20 protein-coding genes are annotated in these 16,692 nt (G+C 68.2%); 18 read left to right on the top strand and 2 right to left on the bottom strand.

Annotation, left to right across the window (positions count from 1 at the left end; all coding sequences use genetic code 11):
• The first annotated feature begins 212 nt into the window (after nucleotides 1–212).
• The 6 genes from RMCN_RS16805 to RMCN_RS16775 all read left to right on the top strand — a co-directional run bounded on the left by RMCN_RS16805 (nucleotide 213) and on the right by RMCN_RS16775 (nucleotide 6,920).
• Nucleotides 213–1,970 (top strand): ATP-binding protein, encoded by a 1,758-nt coding sequence (locus RMCN_RS16805; protein WP_165604448.1) that lies wholly within the window; start codon nucleotides 213–215, stop codon nucleotides 1,968–1,970.
• Between the two features lie 141 nt (nucleotides 1,971–2,111).
• Nucleotides 2,112–2,300: a DUF4236 domain-containing protein gene (locus RMCN_RS16800; RefSeq protein ID WP_067391354.1), complete on the top strand. Its 189-nt coding sequence runs from the start codon at nucleotides 2,112–2,114 to the stop codon at nucleotides 2,298–2,300.
• A 97-nt stretch (nucleotides 2,301–2,397) separates the two neighbouring features.
• Nucleotides 2,398–3,450 (top strand): DNA cytosine methyltransferase, encoded by a 1,053-nt coding sequence (locus RMCN_RS16795; RefSeq protein ID WP_067391351.1) that lies wholly within the window; start codon nucleotides 2,398–2,400, stop codon nucleotides 3,448–3,450.
• A 239-nt stretch (nucleotides 3,451–3,689) separates the two neighbouring features.
• A complete protein-coding gene (locus tag RMCN_RS16790; RefSeq protein ID WP_165604447.1) occupies nucleotides 3,690–3,887 on the top strand; it encodes a hypothetical protein in 198 nt (65 codons plus the stop codon).
• 10 nt (nucleotides 3,888–3,897) lie between these two features.
• A complete protein-coding gene (locus RMCN_RS16785; RefSeq protein ID WP_067391345.1) occupies nucleotides 3,898–5,646 on the top strand; it encodes a hypothetical protein in 1,749 nt (582 codons plus the stop codon).
• A gap of 593 nt (nucleotides 5,647–6,239) precedes the next feature.
• Nucleotides 6,240–6,920, top strand: a complete 681-nt coding sequence (locus tag RMCN_RS16775; RefSeq protein WP_067391339.1) for a hypothetical protein — start codon at nucleotides 6,240–6,242, stop codon at nucleotides 6,918–6,920.
• 17 nt (nucleotides 6,921–6,937) lie between these two features.
• On the opposite strand, the gene RMCN_RS16770 is transcribed toward RMCN_RS16775, so the two are convergent.
• On the bottom strand, nucleotides 6,938–7,666 hold the full coding sequence (locus tag RMCN_RS16770; RefSeq protein WP_084377471.1) for a 3'-5' exonuclease: 729 nt from the start codon (nucleotides 7,664–7,666) through the stop codon (nucleotides 6,938–6,940).
• A 193-nt stretch (nucleotides 7,667–7,859) separates the two neighbouring features.
• Between RMCN_RS16770 and RMCN_RS16765 the strand changes: the two genes are divergently transcribed.
• The 12 genes from RMCN_RS16765 to RMCN_RS16710 all read left to right on the top strand — a co-directional run bounded on the left by RMCN_RS16765 (nucleotide 7,860) and on the right by RMCN_RS16710 (nucleotide 15,746).
• Complete coding sequence (locus RMCN_RS16765) at nucleotides 7,860–8,240, top strand: hypothetical protein (RefSeq protein WP_067391336.1); 381 nt, start codon at nucleotides 7,860–7,862, stop codon at nucleotides 8,238–8,240.
• A gap of 209 nt (nucleotides 8,241–8,449) precedes the next feature.
• Nucleotides 8,450–9,025, top strand: a complete 576-nt coding sequence (locus RMCN_RS16760; protein WP_067391333.1) for a hypothetical protein — start codon at nucleotides 8,450–8,452, stop codon at nucleotides 9,023–9,025.
• 129 nt (nucleotides 9,026–9,154) lie between these two features.
• A complete protein-coding gene (locus RMCN_RS16755; protein WP_067391330.1) occupies nucleotides 9,155–9,697 on the top strand; it encodes a DUF6927 domain-containing protein in 543 nt (180 codons plus the stop codon).
• Between the two features lie 47 nt (nucleotides 9,698–9,744).
• Complete coding sequence (locus RMCN_RS16750) at nucleotides 9,745–10,434, top strand: hypothetical protein (protein ID WP_067391327.1); 690 nt, start codon at nucleotides 9,745–9,747, stop codon at nucleotides 10,432–10,434.
• Nucleotides 10,435–10,535: 101 nt separating this feature from the next.
• Entirely contained in the window at nucleotides 10,536–11,084 is a 549-nt protein-coding gene (locus RMCN_RS16745; RefSeq protein WP_067391324.1) for a hypothetical protein, read from the top strand.
• Between the two features lie 146 nt (nucleotides 11,085–11,230).
• Entirely contained in the window at nucleotides 11,231–11,626 is a 396-nt protein-coding gene (locus tag RMCN_RS16740; RefSeq protein ID WP_067391320.1) for a hypothetical protein, read from the top strand.
• Entirely contained in the window at nucleotides 11,623–12,111 is a 489-nt protein-coding gene (locus RMCN_RS16735) for a hypothetical protein (protein ID WP_067391317.1), read from the top strand. The genes RMCN_RS16740 and RMCN_RS16735 overlap by 4 nt, the downstream gene beginning before the upstream one ends.
• A gap of 145 nt (nucleotides 12,112–12,256) precedes the next feature.
• Nucleotides 12,257–12,442, top strand: coding sequence for a hypothetical protein (locus tag RMCN_RS16730; RefSeq protein WP_067391313.1), 186 nt, complete (start codon nucleotides 12,257–12,259; stop codon nucleotides 12,440–12,442).
• A complete protein-coding gene (locus RMCN_RS16725) occupies nucleotides 12,439–12,882 on the top strand; it encodes a DUF4262 domain-containing protein (protein WP_067391310.1) in 444 nt (147 codons plus the stop codon). Before RMCN_RS16730 ends, RMCN_RS16725 begins: the two co-directional genes overlap by 4 nt.
• The gene (locus RMCN_RS16720; RefSeq protein ID WP_067391307.1) at nucleotides 12,879–14,567 is read left to right on the top strand and encodes a ribonuclease H-like domain-containing protein; all 1,689 of its coding nucleotides are present in this window, start codon (nucleotides 12,879–12,881) and stop codon (nucleotides 14,565–14,567) included. Before RMCN_RS16725 ends, RMCN_RS16720 begins: the two co-directional genes overlap by 4 nt.
• Before the next feature lie 114 nt (nucleotides 14,568–14,681).
• Nucleotides 14,682–15,110, top strand: coding sequence for a hypothetical protein (locus tag RMCN_RS16715; RefSeq protein ID WP_084377536.1), 429 nt, complete (start codon nucleotides 14,682–14,684; stop codon nucleotides 15,108–15,110).
• Between the two features lie 126 nt (nucleotides 15,111–15,236).
• Nucleotides 15,237–15,746, top strand: coding sequence for a hypothetical protein (locus tag RMCN_RS16710; protein ID WP_067391303.1), 510 nt, complete (start codon nucleotides 15,237–15,239; stop codon nucleotides 15,744–15,746).
• Between the two features lie 74 nt (nucleotides 15,747–15,820).
• Here the strand turns inward: RMCN_RS16710 and RMCN_RS16705 are convergent, their stop codons facing one another.
• Nucleotides 15,821–16,594, bottom strand: a complete 774-nt coding sequence (locus RMCN_RS16705; protein ID WP_067391300.1) for a hypothetical protein — start codon at nucleotides 16,592–16,594, stop codon at nucleotides 15,821–15,823.
• Nucleotides 16,595–16,692 lie beyond the last annotated feature (98 nt).

Raw genomic sequence — 16,692 nt, 5'->3', positions numbered from 1 at the left:
CGGCTGAGCCGCAGCCTCGCCAAGGACATGCCGTCGTGCCTGCTCAGCACCCCCGTGCGGGGCGGGCACGACGAGCACCGGGCACCAGGCCGCCGGCCGCACACCGTGCCAGCGGCGACATGAAGGCCGAACTGGGCGGGCCGCGCACCCACAGAACCACGCCCGCCAGGTGCATACTCAGAAGCGAAGCACATCAGAGCAGGTCAACAGGGGTGACAGGGAACATGCGCGACACCGAACACGGCGACACGCAAGCGCCGCGAATCGCGTTGTCCGCAGACTTCACCATGCCCGTGGACAGCGTGACGAGCACGATCGCCATCCTTGGCAAAAAAGGGCGCGGTAAGACCCATACCGCCTCGGTGCTCGCCGAAGAATTGATGGACGCCGGCTGCCTGATTTGCGTCATCGACCCCACCGGCGTCTGGCACGGCCTGCGCTCCTCCGCCGACGGACGCGAGCCAGGATTCCCGGTGGTCATCTTGGGCGGCGACCACGCCGATGTCGCGCTGCGCCCCGATCAGGGTGCAGCCATCGCCGAACTGATTGCTCACCAGCGCTTCGCGGCTGTACTGGACCTCTCCCTGATGCGTACAACGGAGCGACGTGCCTTCGCCGCTGACTTCCTCGAAACGCTGTACTGGCGCAACCGCGAACCGCTACACCTGATCATCGACGAAGCCGACGAATTCGCACCTCAACGCGCCCGCGCAGGAATCGAGCGGCTGCTCGGGGCTACCGAAGACATCGTTCGCCGCGGCCGCGTCAAAGGTCTGGGAGTAACCCTGTGCACTCAACGCGCTGCCGCGCTGCACAAGACAGTTCTCAGCCAGGTGGATTCGCTTATCGCACTGGGAGTTACGGCACCCCAAGACGTCAACACCATCAGCGATTGGGTCGCTCAGCACGCCGAGGAAGGTCAAGCGCGCGAAGTGCGCCAGTCCCTGCCCGCGCTACCGGTGGGGCAGGCCTGGGTGTGGTCACCGGAGTGGCTCGGCGTCACCCAGCGCATCAGCGTCCGCCGCCGCCGCACCTTCGACTCCAGTGCCACACCGAAGGCAGGGGCGCGTCGGCACGCCGCGATCACTTGGGCGCCGGTCGACGTGGAAGGTCTCCGGCGACAGCTCGACAGCGCCGGCGATCAGGACGAGCGGGCGACCGCCGCCAACCAGAACGACGCGTTGGTCGAAATCGAGAGGCTGCGGCGACAGCTCGCTGCCGAACAGGCGCGCGTCGCCCAGGTGCAGCGCGTCGAAGTCCCGATGCTGTCGGCCCAGGACCTGCAGGCGCTGACCGAGGCCGTAGCGCACCTGCGCAGCGTCGGCGAGCAGATCAGCGCCGCGGCGTCCACCGTCGAACGAGCCCTCAGCACCGAACCCGCCGTGACCAGGGCATCTGACACGTCCCCCGCGCAGCAACCCACCGAACCAAAGCCCCCGGAACCCGTGCCCGCTCCGCCGGCAGGGGAGGGGGCCAGTGACGGCCGGCTCGGGCTAGCACAACGTCAGATCCTCACCGTCTTGGCACAACACGGGCAGCGGACCACCAACCAGGTCGCCTTGCTGACCGGACGTAGCCACAAAGGCGGGGGATACCGCAACGCCCTGTCGACACTGCGCAGCGGCGGCCTGATCGAGGGCCGCGGCGACATCCGCATCACCGACGCCGGCCGCGCCGCGTTGGGCAGTTGGGAGCCGCTACCGCCGCCGGGGCCTGGACTCATCGACTGGTGGGCCCAGCAACTCGACAAAGCGCCCCGGTTGATCCTGCAGCACCTGGCGAGCACCCCGCACCGCGATGTCCCCATCGCCGAGATCGCCGAAGCCACCGAGTACAGCTCCGCCGGTGGCGGGTTCCGCAACGCCATCTCCCGGCTGCGCTCCCTCGACCTCGCCACCGGCCGCGGCGAGCTGCGCATCAACCCCGACTTGCTCGCCGCCGGCGACAGCGACCGTCGACGACAGCGGTGACCGGGGGACCTGTCATCCGCGCAGCTAGAGCGTGCGACGGCACAGGCTCACGCCCGATCTGCGCAGAACGGCGACGGAAATCGGCGCGGCGGCCGGTACTACCACCACAACACCATCGCTCACGACACCCGGAGGATCACCATGCAGTTCCGCAAGACCAAGACACTGGGCCCGTTGCGCTTCACCTTGACCCAGCGAGGCCTGTCGGTGAGCGCCGGCGCAGGCCCCCTGCGGTTCAGTCGCGCCGCCGACGGCACGGTGCGCCGCACACTGCGGCTGCCCGGTACCGGCATCTGGGACACGAAAGTGGTTCGTCGCCAACGTCGCTGACCAGAACGGTTGTCGTAGCGCCCCGATAGGATCACACCCGAACAACGATCACCCGGCCGGTGCTCGCGAGCCCGGTCCTCACGCCCAGGAGGGCCCGATGGACGCACCCGCGTTCCAACAGCACCCGTCGCCCCCGACGATCCTCGACGCCTTCGCCGGCCCCGGCGGCTGGGACGTCGGCGCCGCCATCATCGGTATCCCCCGCTCCGAGATTCTGGGCGTGGAGATCAACGCCGCCGCCGCGGCCGCGGCCACGGCGGCAGGACACCAGCGAGTCCTGGCCGACATCCTCGACATCAACCCGGCCGACTATCCGCACACCACCGGATTCATCTGCTCAAGTCCCTGCCCGACATTCTCCTCAGCAGGACTTCGCAGTGGAACGGCCGACCTCCAGATCATCCTCGACGCCATCACCCATGCCGGCAGCGTGGACTGTGAATGCCCCTGGGAAGACATCGCCGAGGAACTGATCGAAGCTAGCGACCCACGAACAGCACTGGCAGCACAAAGCATTCGCTTTGCGCTCGGGCTGCCCAACCTCGAATGGCTCGCCTTGGAACAGGTCGCCACCGACGCTACCCAGTACATGTTCGAGGACATCGCTGCGGAGCTGATGGCCGACTTTCAGGGAGTCAACGTCTTCACCATCGACGCCGCCCACCTCGGTATGCCGATGCGACGCAAACGAGTGTTCTTAGTGGCCAACCGATTCGAACCCACCGGACGCCGCGACCACTACCCGGCCACTGTGCGCTGGCCCGAACGCACTATGGCCCAGGTGCTGGGATGGCCGGAGGACGAAATGATTCGCACCCGCGGAAACCGCCGCGCCACAGGAGGAAACCTATTCCCTGCGAACAGAATTGGGTGGTGCCTGACTGAAAAAGCGCGGTCCTGGACCCGGGAAAGTACCGGTGAGCGGCTGACCGAAGCTGACGCCGGCTACCTGCAAGGCTTCCCGCGAGACTATCCCTGGCACGGCAGTCGCACCGCCCGCTTCCATCAACTTGCCGATGTCGTCGTCCCACCCGTCGCCGCCGCGGTCCTGGGTACCGCCGCCAACCGGCCGTGGAGCGCCGCCACCCGGCAGTACCTTGCCGACCTCTACGACCAGCCCGCTACTGCATCGACCGCGCTGGCCGGATGAGCGGCCCACCCGGCCCAGCTCAGCAACACTGAAATCAAGTGTTGTCGAGACGCTGAAGTGGGCAAACCCGCAGCTAACCTAGACACCACGCGCCGACCGCCGAAGACGCCCGGACCCGGGAGCGGCCCGCCGACGCGCACGAGAGGACAGAGGGGAGACCAACGCCGATGACCGTTCGCGGGAATGAGCGTCCGCCGGCACCGCGCCCTCCGCACGCCAGACCCACCCAGGTGGTCATCGTGCATGACCTGCAAGAAGGGGACTACCTCCCCGACTACGGCAGCACAGTCAGAGCCGTCGACGTTCGCACCGAACGCCTCGGCATCGAGTGGGTCGATCTGCAACTCTCCGACCAGCGTCAACTCACCCTCGACGGTCACGACGACATCGCCGCCATCCCTGCGATGGTCGAGTCAACCCCGTCAGGGCGACGGTAGGTTCTGCGCTGTGTCACGGTTCTTGATCAGCAATCTTCGGGAAGGGCCCGAAGAGTTTCGCCGGCAGCTCCCCATCAGCGGGGAGACCATCGAGATCCGGCTGGGCCCCGACGGCCAGACCTACTTCTCGGCCCGTCTCGACGAGCAGATCATGCACCGCCTCGACCCGAGCGCCGACACTGCTGCCTTGCCGGCCGAACGCGTCGGCGCTGACGACTTCGGCCCCTTCCTGTGGGTAAGCGACATCGTGATGCGCCCCAGCCGACCAGGTGATTCCCCGCACTACGGGATGCAACGATTCCCCGTCGACGTGGCCTACGTCCTGGACCTCAGCTACCTGGACGACCAAACCGTGGACTTCACGAAACTGCATCCCGTCGCCGCCATCGACATCGACGACCTCCCTGAGGATGCCGAGCCCATCCACCAAGACGACCAGCTGAGCGTCCCGCCGCCCCCGGCTCCCACCAACCTGACCGAGGACCCGGCCGACGACGACAGCCCCACGACCGACGGCACGCCCGTTGAACTCGCCGCTGACGATCTCCCCGCCGACCCGGCAGCGCCCACCGTCGCCGACGACCACGAGATCACCGACAACCACGAAATCACCGACGACCACTCAGCCCCAGCGGCCGATCCCGACCGCGTACCCGGCGCCAGTCGTCCCAGCGATGACGGCGCGACTCCGCCCGACACCGCACCGGTTATCCCGGCCGCGGCCGCAGAGCCAAGCCCGCTCGCGACGCAGACTGAGCCCGCACCGGTGCTGGACGAGCCCGCCGCCGACGACACCCACCGTCACACCGACGTACTGCCTGATCCAGAACCCGGCGCGGCTGGAGCAGTCCACGACGAGCAATCAGGCGCAGCTGCTCCTCGCAACGGTGAGGACACTGGGCCTGTGCGAACAGCCACAACAGCACGTCCCCCGGCATCGCCCACCGCCGGCGCAGACACCGCCGCCAAGGCGCCGCGGCGGCCGTTCGACGCACCACCGGCCCCGCCGGCGCCCAGGGCACCGTTCGGCGCCACGCTGACGGCCCCGCCTACGCGGCCCCCTCACAACGGTGGCCCGCCTGTGCTCACGTCGACCTGGCCTGAAGGCGCACGCTCGCCGCACCCAGGCACCGCGCGGCAGACACCGCCGTGGAACGGCGCGCTACCGCCGCCGATCATCCCCACGACGCCCAGCCGACGCGCACCCTCGGCGAAGGCACTGACGATCGGCGCGGTCGTGCTCACCGGGGTGGTCCTCGTCGGTGTCGCGGTCTGGAACGTTGCAGGATCTGACTCCGGCACCGACCAGGCTCCCACGACTACTCAAGCGAGGCCGACCGCAGAGGACGTGCAGCGCCTCAATGACGCTCTGCCCAAGGGGTATTCGGAGACCAGCTGCACTACCGACGAGACCTCGGCCAACGCCTCGGTTACCTGTGGGCCCAACACCGATCCCGGCGGGCCGACGACAGCCACCTACACGCTCTATCCCGACCAGCAGGCACTCGCCCAGGCCTTCACTGACACCATCGCCACCTACACCCGCGTGACCTGCCCCGGCAATATCCAGTCACCTGGGCCGTGGCGTCGCAACGCCGCCCCCGACGTCGTGGCAGGGACACTGTTCTGCGGCACACAGTCGGGCCAGGCCGTGGTGGCGTGGACCAGCGACGCCGAGTCGCTGCTCAATGTCGCCGAAGCCGGCGCCCAAGGGCCCTCCATGGACCAGCTCTACACCTGGTGGGGAACCCACTCCTGACGCCCTAGCAGCGCGGGGACCCCCGGCCGTACCTCCGGTCTTGCGCGGATCGGCCGACGTGTCGTAGCCGGCAGATACAATCCAACTCTGCATCACCGCAGCACAATTCGGCCCGGCATGCGTGCCCGGTCACCGGCTCGAAAGGCGCGCCATGCCCAACCGCGACGTTGCACACGACATCCACCGACTGCCGCACCATGTCCTGGTCGCTGCGCTACCCGAGCTACGAGGGACGGACGTATGGCATGACCTGCGAACCGAGTTCGCCAGATGGGCAGTGGGTCAGCCCGAACAGTTCGCGTCCTGGCAGCACGCCTGGAACCGCTGGACCCGCGCATCGCCGCACCAGCCTGGCGCCATCGCGCTGACGGTGACCTGCCCGGAATGTCGAGGCCGTCTGTTCAGCACCAAGCGTGGCATCCCCGCCGCCTGCACCACGTGCATTGGCCGCCGGCGCATCACGGTGCACAGCAGAGCGACCTGGCAACCAGAGACCAACCGCGCTGCACCGTAACGCTTCTCGACACACCCGACCTGCAATCCGGCCCGGCCCGCGAGCCCGGCCCTCAACCTCTCCGGCAAGGACAACTGATATGACCGACCTCGACACCCTGATGCGACGACGGGAACCACTCGACTCCGAACTTCAGGGCTATCTCGTCGACTCCCTCCTCGGCCCCGTCATCAAACACCCCCTTGTGTTCTCGATCCCGCACAGCCCTCAGCTCAACGCCATGGCCAATGCGCGGCTGCGCGCCAAACAAGATGGATGCCGGCACGCCGCCGAGAACAAGCAGTGGACGCAGTACTTGTTCCTGCATGAGCGACCATTCCGGGTGTACGCGTTCACCCGCATCGCAGCCCAGCTCAGCGACGTGGACTACTGGACGTTGCTTGCCGACCTATGGGTCGACGCCGAGAACATCTACGAAGACCAGCAACTGTGGGAATCCCTGCTGCAGGACGACGACCGATTCCCGCGACGGCACCTGATGATGACCGAGGCGGAGCGCCAAGTCCTCGCCGCTCACCCCGAAACGCTCACGATCTACCGGGGATTCAACGTCGATGGACGACAGTCGGGAATGAGCTGGACGCTCAACGCCGACACCGCCCGCAACTTCGCGTTGCGCTTCGGAGGTCACGGACGCCCCCAGGTGGCCTCGGGAGCCGTCAGCACTGCCGCGGTCATCGCCTACCTGGGTGGGCGAGGTGAAGACGAAATCGTGGTCCACCCAACTGATGTGACCAACATGGTCGTGGCCGAGATCTGATCGTCGGGTGCCCAAAGCTAGGAGCCCGCGGCCATGGTCAGCAGGTGGCGGCGCGTCAGCTCGACGTCGCCGAGCGCCCGGTGGCCGCCGCCGTTGCGCAGCCAGCGTGACGCGCCCTCAAAGTCGCTGCGCGGAGCCATCACATCGGCCCACCAGTGCGCGTGCGACATCGACCCAGATGCGTCCACGCCGTAGCGGCGGCAGTCATCGGCGACTACCTGCCGGTCGTAATCGGCGTTGTAGGCCAGGACCACCTTGCCGCTCACGATCTGCGCGAACCGGTCATGAACGGCGGCCCACGACGGCACGTGCGCGGCGGTGACCTCGCGCTCGGAGATGCCGTGCACGGCCTGCGCCGCCGGCGTCATCGGGCATCGCGGATTGACCAACGTGTTCAACAGCGGCCGGCCGGTGTGGGCATCCACCACGGCGATCTCGCAAATCGCGCCGCCCATCGAGACCGTTTCAGTGTCCACGATGACAGCGACCCCCTCCCGAAGGACAGACCGAGCGAACCGGGTGGCCGCCACCCGAGGAGACATCGCCTCAGCATCGGCTAGGTACTGCCGGCGCAGCTCGACAGCCCGACCCCACCCAGGGAGAGCGTCCCCGGCGAACGGCGCGGTGATCAACGCGTCCCGATCGCGTTCCAGCTGCGCCACCGCGCGCAGCGACCCCGCGAGCGCATGCCGTGCGTCCCCGCTGCACCGTTGCGGGCCACCGGGGGCGTGGCTGGCCTTGCACACGTGTCTTCACTCCGCTTCGTCGTCACACCACGACGCGGCCCGGCGGCCGACGTCTCCAGCTCGGTAGTACCGGGCGCCGCCGACATTTCCGTCAGTGCACCAGCGCACAAATTGCCCCCGGTCGCGACGGAAACGGGGCCCGGCGCCGGTACTACCGCTACGAACACGCCCGCAGCGATCCGTCGGAGGAACCATGTGCAAAGCAAGTCACGAGCCCGGTGGCCCGCAACGGTGCAGCGGTGACTGCCGCGCCAAAGCCGCCCGGTCGGTAAACGACGTCGCCGCGCTGGAGACCCACGAGCGCGCACTGCAGGCACGCCTCGCGGAGTCCTCCCCGCCGGTCGTCACGGCCTGGGGGCCCCACATCGGCCCGCCCCCGTTCACCCCGCCGAACGCGCCAGACTTCGACCAGTGGTACACCGCGCAGCGCGCGCACAACCCCGACTACCGTCGCGAGGACGCCTACGGCCATTTCTACAACCTGGCCGGCGACTGCAGTGGCCAGCCTGGCTACACCGACGCAACGCCCGGACAAGGCGAGCGCGCAGCCTCGAAGAGCCCGACAACCTCTTGAGCAGCTTTCGAGTAGCAGCATCTAGCCAGCTCAACGCGCTCGATCCGGGGCGATGGTTATACAGCTGCTTCCGAGTAACGGCCGGCCAGAGCATCTGCGCGCACCCGATTCTGTCGGTCGGCTCCACTAGACTGGCACCAGTCGAGCAGCACGCCGACACGCCTTCGGCCGGACACGAGTGCCCGGTCCCACACAGCAGGAGACCCCGCATGCCCACCGCCACCGCACCCGCTTTCACCGTGACCCTCACCGCCACACAAGTCACCCTGTTCAGCATCAACGAGGAAGCCTTCGACCGCTGGTGCGCAGCCAAGGCCGACGAGCTGGAATGCGACGTACCCAAGTGGACAGACCGGGGCGCCGGGTCAGCCCTGTCAGACCTCATCCACGACGCCCTCCACGCCGGCGTCATCATCGGTGACCCCAGCTTCGACCTGCAAGTCAACGGCGACGACGACGCCGAAGTCAGCGGCTTCTACGCCGTGCTCAAGAACGCCGCCGGAGACCAACGCCTCATCGGACTCACCAGCGGATGGACCGAAGTCCTGCGCGTCGACGACGGCACCGACGCCCGCCAGAGCGCTCACGAACACCTCGACGAGATCTGCAACGTCGCCAACAGCGTCCTGCGCACCATCGGCATCGCCACCGAGACCACCTCAACCAGCGCGCACCGCCACTTCGGCTACTGGATCAACCGCGCGCTGCGCACCGCGCGGTGCTACGAGTGCCAGTTCCAATTCGTCGGCACCGACGACACCGCCGAAGACTGGAATCCGCCATGACATTCCGATGCGCCGAGGATGTCAGACCCACCCCGTAGACTCGTAAACACAGTAGAGCGCAACGCTTTACAACCCATACGGCCACGTGTGCGCACCTGGTCACCGACACCCACGAGGGGGACCACCACCATGGGATCAATCAGCTACGCCATTCCTCACGGCAGCTCAGCTCGCGCCGAAGTCGCCCAGTACGTCCGCGGAACCCGCGCCGAAGTCATCGCCTCCAACAGTGCCCCCGGCGACGGGTGCGATTGGGGCGGAACGTACTTCGCCGCACACCGCGAAGAATCCGGGCAGGTGTGGGCCTCCATCACCCTGTTCGCCCAACACCGCGGCGACGTCGTAATCAAAATGATGGACGAAACGATGGGGCCCACCGCTGTCGGCGTCGGCGCCACCGTCCTCGCGGCACTGACCGACCCGCCCGAGGGCGAGTACGCCCGCCAGTGGCGCCGCGAAGCCGCCCACTACCAACAGCAGCGCAGCGCAGCGCTGGCAGCCCGAGGGCAGTGGATCGCCCTAGCCACCCCGGTCACTCTGCGAAGCGGAGCCCACATCGACACCGTGCGCGTGGAGAACCTACGCCTCTGGAAAGCACAGTCCGGGAGCAGGATTCGTCCCCACTGGGACTGGTTCATGGCCGAGTGGGCGACCACCCACCCCGGCAGCTGAGCCCCGGCGATCTCCACCTCCAGCCACGATCCGAAAGGACTCCCACCATGACACCTCACCAGCACACCCCCGCCCCCGGCGAGACCGCCGACGAACACCGACGACGCGGCCTGTCGGTGCGCTACCGCAAGGCCCACACCCGCGGCGCCTACCGCGTGCGATGGGACGCCTACGACCTCGCCGTGCTCTACCTGAGCACCGGCCGAGCGCACCTGGCCACGCCGAAACAGATCCATGCGCAGATCAACGGAGGACGGTGCGCGTTTGCCCCCGTGCGCGCCGCGATCGCCGATGCCCGCCGCGACTGCGCCCCCGCGCAGACGCCGGCCGCCGACGCTGCGGCACAGGATCCACGCGACCTCACCACCTGCACCGAATGCAGCGCCCGCCTCATCCGGCACTGGACCTCCGACGGCATGGACTTCACCTGGCTCGACGAGGCCGGCAGCCGCCAGGCCGGCCAAGGCGGGCCCCCCGGAATCGACTCCATCGAGGACTACCTGGACTGGCTGCGCGCCCACGACATGCGCGGCTACTCCGCATTCCTCGCGCAGGTCACCCTCGGCGCCGGCCTGCTGCCCTGGCAGCACTGGCACCTCCCGGCACCGGTCATCGAGACCGGGGCCGGATTCCCGCCCCTGCCGTGGTGCTGCGGCGAACCTGCCCGCAGAGTCCGCGACGGCTGGATCTGCCGCGAAGACCCGCAACACCGCCCCGCCGCAGCACCTGCGGTGTAGCTGTCGGGTGTCGGTGGGCGCCAATACAATTAGAGACAGCAGCAATGCGCTGCATCCCATCCGGCCGGTCCCGCGGGCCCGGTCAACTACGAGGAGCCCTGATGAGCACGCACCCCACCGAATCGGCCAGCTACACCCACATCCCGGTCATGTTCCGCGACGAGTATTCCGACAAGACCTACGGCACCATCGTGCTCAACGGCACCATGAGCGAGGCTCAGCGCGCCGAACTCGACGGCTACCTCGTTCGGGGCACCGAGTACCGGCCCGCCATCTTGGAGCTGGTCGGCCTGGAGATGAACCGCGTCGACGACGAATGGTTCGACATGAACCTGACCGAGATGACCATCGAGCAGACCGACCGACTGGGCTGGGACGGCGAACTCGACGAACACCCGCAGGCGTCGATCGAGGAGTTCATCGCCGGGTTCAAGGCTGCCGCCGAGCGCCAGTGGAGATTGCGTGGCACTCTGCACGTCGAGATCGACGCCAGCGCCGAACGCGGCTGGCGAGAAACCGCCTCAGCCCTGAAGAAGGTGATCTCGCGCGTCGAGGAGCAGCTCGCCCGCGGAGAGCTGCGCGAGCTGCCCTTCACCGCGGTAACCAACCAGGACGGTCACGCGATCGGCCGTGTCTGGGTAACCGACTAGGTGACCCGTGCAGCGCCGCGCCGGACCGACCTGCGCGGCGCTGCGTGTCACACCCTGGCGCTATCATTAGTTCAGCGGCACAACAGAAATCGGCACCACAACGGCCCGGCTCGCGAGCCCGGTCCCCAACCGAAAGAGACACCCCTATGAGTGCTTCAGACCCACTGCTTTCGGCGCTGGTGCGCCACCGCGACGAACTCGACCAGGCCATCAGCCTGCGCGCCACCGAAATCGTGCGCGCATGGATGATCAAGACCAGTCGCGCGCACCTGTGCGTTGACGAGGAGAACCGCAGCCTGGCCCTCACTGACGACCGCTCCGGTCTGCTCGACGAGCGCGACGAAGCCCACAACCACGGGTTCAGCTTCGACGGCCTCAACGACGCGATCGGCAACCTCCCGCGCGAACTGATCCGCTGGGACAAGACAGCCCCCAGCGGCTACACCGTCATCCTCGCCGACCTCAACACCCACCTCGGCCGCGTGTACAACGATCGCAACGCCAACCCGATCGCCTCGACCGACCCCTGGGAGGTGCAGTGAACACCCCCAAGCCGCATGCACCGATCACCGACCTGGTGGCGCTGGCCTACCGCGGCGCCAAAGCGGTTCAAACCGGCTTCCGCGCCCCCACCGACGACTGGCAGCCCATCCTGCTATTCACCACCGCTGAGGGGCGCCAGCACATCATCGCCGCCCCCCACACCGACAACCAGAAGCAGGCGACCGCCGACGCCATCACCGCACTGCTCAAGCGCAGCCACGCCGTGGAAGCCCTGTGGCTGTCCTCGGCATGGGAGGTCGTGCCCGAGGTGACCGACACCGCCCTGTCAGACATCAGGCCCGCTCGCGACCCCCGGCGGCGGGAGACCCTGGTCCTGGTGCACGTCGGCACCGACTTCGCCGCGGTGCACCGTGCCCCCATCCGGCGGCACCGAGAATGCGGCCCCACACTCGGTGAACTCGCCGAGGCAGACTGCTACATCGACGGATTGATGAGTACCGCGCTGCGCCGCGGCATCGAGTGACACAGGCAGGGCGCGGGCCCGCGTTACGTGACCCGCGCCCGTTGTCACACCCGGCCGATACACTTACTTCCGACGCCGCAGCACGATCGCGGCCCCCACACCGGCACGGCCTGAGGGCCCTGTCACCGACGACAAGGAGACGGCGATGCACTGCAACGCAGACGATCTCGCCACACACGTGGATCACCAGGAGAAGATGCGCCGACGCGCCCGCGCCGAGCAGCGACGCTCCCCAGCGCAGCGGACGCCACGCAGCCGCAACAAGGCGCGGATGCACAAGCGCCCCGGCAAGGGCCACCGCCACGCCTGGCGACGCGAGGTCTGCGCATGAACACCGCCGACAGATACCGCGACACCCGCCGGTTGATCGACACCCACGGCTGGGCCGTGATCGGTGTCTTCCCCACCTGCGCCGAGGACGGGCCCCCGTTCAGCTACACCACCGGTCTCACCGATCGAGGACTGCCCGAACTGGCGATCTACGGTCTGGCGCCGCACACCGCCGGCGGTGTCCTCAACGCAGCCGCCCGCTACGCCGTCGACAACGGGGAACTGCCCTGCGGACAACCGATCTCCGGCCTGCTGGCCGGCGGGCTGTCAGTCGTCGCCGTCGCCATGGACGACACCGACGACCTCACCACCGTGCGGGGCCTCTACGGCGTCGTGCTGGCCGCCCAGCAGATCGTCTGGCCCGATGCGCGCGGCCGGATGCCCTGGCAGGGATGGGATCTCGGAGCGGCGCAACCGCTGCATGGCGGTCAGCCGACATGACCACCAACACTGCACGACAGGTACTGCTCGGTGGCTACGCGGCCAAGCAGTGCCCGGTACGCACTCAACATGACTTCGGCCCACATCCGCAGGCATGGGTGCCCGACACCGAGGACCAGGCGCGGCTGGACGCCGGTATCGCCTATGAAGCCGAGATGTTCACCGCCCTGACTCGAGTCCACCCCGGCGCTGTCGTGATCGGCACCCGGCTGCGACGCGACGACGCGATCGCGGCGACGCTGGCCGCCATGGACGCCGCAGCGCCACTCATCCTGGGCGGTTGGCTACCCGACGACAACGACGGCGCCCGCACCGGCAAGCCCGATCTGCTGATCCGAGTCGCCAGCGGCTACCTGCCCGGCGACGTCAAGCACCACCGCACGCTGGAAGCCAAGAAGACCAAGACCGCGCAGGTGTCCGGCTTCGGCACACCGGGACTGCGCCGGCCCGCAGCGGGCTGGACGTCGGCGACGACTCACCGTCTTCACGACGGAATTCAACTGGCGCACTACACCCGGATGCTGCAGGCCTGCGGACGCCATCCCGGGCCCGACCATCTGTGGGCCGCCATCATCGGCACCAGCACCCTGCCCGGCGAGGCAGGGGAGGAGCGGGTCCTGGTCTGGCATGACCTGACCGAACCGCTGGGCCACACGTACTCCCGAAGCCGCGGCAAGGCCTCCCGCACACTGCTGCAGCGATACGACCACGAGCACCAGTTCCGGGTGGACGTCGCCGCGGCCGCGGTCACCGGGGACACCCTGCTCGTGGAACCCGTCGGGCAACCCGAGTGCCGCACCTGCCCCTACGAGCAGGTCTGCGCAGAGCAGATGGGCGATGACGACGCCTCCCGAGCACTGACCGTGGGCAGCCTCGACACCCGCGAATGGCTGACACTGCGCCGCCGGGGCATCACCACCACCGCCGCGCTGGCCGACGTCGACCCCGACGACGACCGGTTCTTCGACAGCTACTACGCCGAGACCTCACACCGCGGCCGCGACCACGCGCGGTCCCGGCTGCGCGGTGCCGTGCAGCGCGCAGCGATGATCACCGCCGGGACTGCGCTGACCCTCATCGCCGGCGAAACCGTCGCGGTGCCTGGAGCCGATGTCGAAGTCGACCTCGACATCGAATGGGACACCGAGGGCCGGGTCTATCTCTGGGGCGCACGTGTGCGGCGCGGCCGGGACGAGACCACCGCCCAGTTCCACGCCTTCGCCGACTGGAGTGTCGACGACGCCGCCCAGGAGCGGGCACTGGCGCAGTGTTTCGTGCGCTGGCTGCGCGAGCTGCACGGCCAAGCCCTCGCGGACGGACACACGGTGCGCGTCTTCCACTGGTCAGCCGCCGAACCGTCGCGGCTACGACGCATCCTCGGCGGCGACATCGCCGACCTACTCCACCCCGACGACGGAGTGTTCACCGACCTGGAGCGCGTCTTCAAGGAACAGTTCCTCACCGTGCACGGCACCAGCATCAAAGTCGTCGCACCGCTCTTCGGCTTCGGCTGGCAGGCCACCGACGCCGGAGGTGTCCAGTCGCAGACCCACCGCGACGAGGCGCGGGACGGGCACCCCCGCGCTGCCCGCGCCCGGCAGTGGCTGCTGAGCTACAACGCCGACGACACCGCGGCCATGGCCGCCATCCGCGACGGAATGCGTGACTGGAACGCCGAGCAATGACACAGCAGTGTCGGTGCCCTGCAATAGAATTGCGGTAGTCAGTCACCAGGGATGACGGATACGGCCGGGTGCGAGCACTCGGTCACCAAACCGCACAACGGCAGGGAGAAACGCATGGCGGATTATTACGGCAAAGGCCGCACCAACATCTTCAAGGTCAAAGACATCGACGCGCTCAAGACCGCCCTGGCGGGCGCGGAGTTCATCGTCGAAGCCCGGCCCGACCGCGGAGCGGACGCAGTGGTCATCTGCGTCTCCGACAACGACGCCGCCGGCAGTTGGGGCCAGCTCGTCTATACCGAGGACGACGACGCCGAGCCCACCGAACTGTTCGTCCCCGACATGATCGCCGAGCACCTCCAGGACGGGCAGGTCGCGGTGTTCGTCCACGCCGGATCGGAGAAGCTGCGCTACCTCAGCGCCTACAGCATCGCCGTCCACGCCAACGGCCAGCAAGTGCGCCTCGACCTCGACGACATCTATCAGCGCGCCGCCGAGGAGTTCGGTGTCGACGTCAACGAAATCGACTGGGCTATGTACTGATTGGCATCCGCATCGGAGGCCACCGACACAGCGGCTTGTCGGTGGCTCCCGATACAGTCGAAGACGAACCACCCACCCGGCCGAGCGTGCACGCCCGGTCCCCACAGGCCAGGAGGCCCACCCGACATGCTCACCAACACGCACCCCGCAGCCGTCCTGCGCTCCGATGACATCACCAACGACCACCGGCCCGGCGCGGCCGTCGGCGTCGGGCAGGCACTGCTCATCGGCATCGACGCCAGCATCGAGACCATCGACCTCACCCCCTGCGACAGCGGCACTTTCGGGGCGACCATCCGCCAGGCAATCGGCTGCCGGCTCTACACCGTCACCGACGCCACCGAACACATCGACATGTGGACCGACGACGAGAGCTTCCCCGATTTCGATGATGCCGAGCTGATCGCAGCGACTCTCAACCCGCTGGCGACCCTGTTGCTGGCGGAGTATCGCTCCATTCATCAGCCTTACTTCGGTGCGGCCCTGTTCACCGGCCGCAGCGGCGAACACACCGCCGGACTCGATGCCGCGCAGCTCGCGGATCTTCGCGCCCGAGCGGAGCTGATCGCGGGGAGGCCGGAGTGGATCGAAGCATTCCGACAGCGGGTCAACGCTGCTGCGGCCCGCCAGCGGTGACGGCGCCGGCCGGGGGGAGGGGCGCTCACCTCGAAAGGTGAGCGGGTTGCCTCCCCCTGCCAGTCACCGCTGCCTCACTCCCATGGCACCGGCCCTGACCGGCGATACTGCAGCACCGTCTCGTCCGACGGCGGATCCGGATCCACCAGCGGGATGATCTCGATGGGGCCGTGCATCTCGCCGCGGGTCGTGCGGGGCGGGTGGAGGGCATAGATCGCCGCCACGTCTGGGCGCTCGCTGGAGCCGCCGCCGTCCCGCATCGGCAGCACCTCGAACTCGACGACGGCGCAGGCGGCGTGATGGCAGCGCATGCGGATGCGCCCGGAATCCCCGGCGACGTCTCCGGGGGCCACTGTGCAGCTCAGGGCTCCGCAGAACAGACACGGCATCCGCTGACCGGAGGCACGCACATGCGGGGGCGTCCCCGCAGCCCACGTGCGGCGCGGGTCTGGGTCCCACCACCGCGGCCGGTCAGTGACCGGAGGGTAGTGAGCCAGGATGCGCACATCGGAGCGCTTCCTGGTCGCCTCGGTGCCGTCGTCGACGACGATGACCTCGACCTCGCGGGCGTCGCACTGATGGTGCTGGCAGTACATCTGCACGCGGCCGTGGTCGACTGCAAGGTCGCCGAACGAGACGATGCTGGAGGTTCGCCCGCACAGGTAGCAGCGGACGGGGGTCTCCTCGGCCAGGGTGCGCACCCACAGTTGCTGGCCGTGAGCCCACGCGTGACCGGGAGGGGGCGGCGCGGAGCGGTCGAGCGCAGCCATAGCATCGTGGAAATTCAGGCCTGGATTCGCGGCCTGGAGGGCGCGGGCATTCTTCTTGTGAAACGAATTCTTCGTCATGACAGTGACTTCCAATCACGTACTCGATCGGCGCAGCCCCGCACCCCACGCCTACCAATAGTGATCGGTGTGTGTCGCAGATCCAAAGGACCTAGCCC

Source organism: Mycolicibacterium novocastrense (assembly GCF_001570485.1).
GTDB lineage: Bacteria > Actinomycetota > Actinomycetes > Mycobacteriales > Mycobacteriaceae > Mycobacterium > Mycobacterium novocastrense.
This window is presented reverse-complemented; position numbering and strand designations above follow the sequence as displayed.

Excerpts from the sequence above, each read along its gene's own strand:
- RMCN_RS16800 (WP_067391354.1), top strand. The coding sequence starts at position 2,112 with ATGCAGTTCCGCAAGACCAAGACACTGGGCCCGTTGCGCTTCACCTTG.
- RMCN_RS16765 (WP_067391336.1), top strand. The coding sequence starts at position 7,860 with ATGTGCAAAGCAAGTCACGAGCCCGGTGGCCCGCAACGGTGCAGCGGT.
- RMCN_RS16795 (WP_067391351.1), top strand. The coding sequence starts at position 2,398 with ATGGACGCACCCGCGTTCCAACAGCACCCGTCGCCCCCGACGATCCTC.
- RMCN_RS16710 (WP_067391303.1), top strand. The coding sequence starts at position 15,237 with ATGCTCACCAACACGCACCCCGCAGCCGTCCTGCGCTCCGATGACATC.
- RMCN_RS16740 (WP_067391320.1), top strand. The coding sequence starts at position 11,231 with ATGAGTGCTTCAGACCCACTGCTTTCGGCGCTGGTGCGCCACCGCGAC.
- RMCN_RS16755 (WP_067391330.1), top strand. The coding sequence starts at position 9,155 with ATGGGATCAATCAGCTACGCCATTCCTCACGGCAGCTCAGCTCGCGCC.
- RMCN_RS16715 (WP_084377536.1), top strand. The coding sequence starts at position 14,682 with ATGGCGGATTATTACGGCAAAGGCCGCACCAACATCTTCAAGGTCAAA.
- RMCN_RS16705 (WP_067391300.1), bottom strand. The coding sequence starts at position 16,594 with ATGACGAAGAATTCGTTTCACAAGAAGAATGCCCGCGCCCTCCAGGCC.
- RMCN_RS16750 (WP_067391327.1), top strand. The coding sequence starts at position 9,745 with ATGACACCTCACCAGCACACCCCCGCCCCCGGCGAGACCGCCGACGAA.
- RMCN_RS16745 (WP_067391324.1), top strand. The coding sequence starts at position 10,536 with ATGAGCACGCACCCCACCGAATCGGCCAGCTACACCCACATCCCGGTC.
- RMCN_RS16725 (WP_067391310.1), top strand. The coding sequence starts at position 12,439 with ATGAACACCGCCGACAGATACCGCGACACCCGCCGGTTGATCGACACC.
- RMCN_RS16720 (WP_067391307.1), top strand. The coding sequence starts at position 12,879 with ATGACCACCAACACTGCACGACAGGTACTGCTCGGTGGCTACGCGGCC.
- RMCN_RS16760 (WP_067391333.1), top strand. The coding sequence starts at position 8,450 with ATGCCCACCGCCACCGCACCCGCTTTCACCGTGACCCTCACCGCCACA.
- RMCN_RS16775 (WP_067391339.1), top strand. The coding sequence starts at position 6,240 with ATGACCGACCTCGACACCCTGATGCGACGACGGGAACCACTCGACTCC.
- RMCN_RS16730 (WP_067391313.1), top strand. The coding sequence starts at position 12,257 with ATGCACTGCAACGCAGACGATCTCGCCACACACGTGGATCACCAGGAG.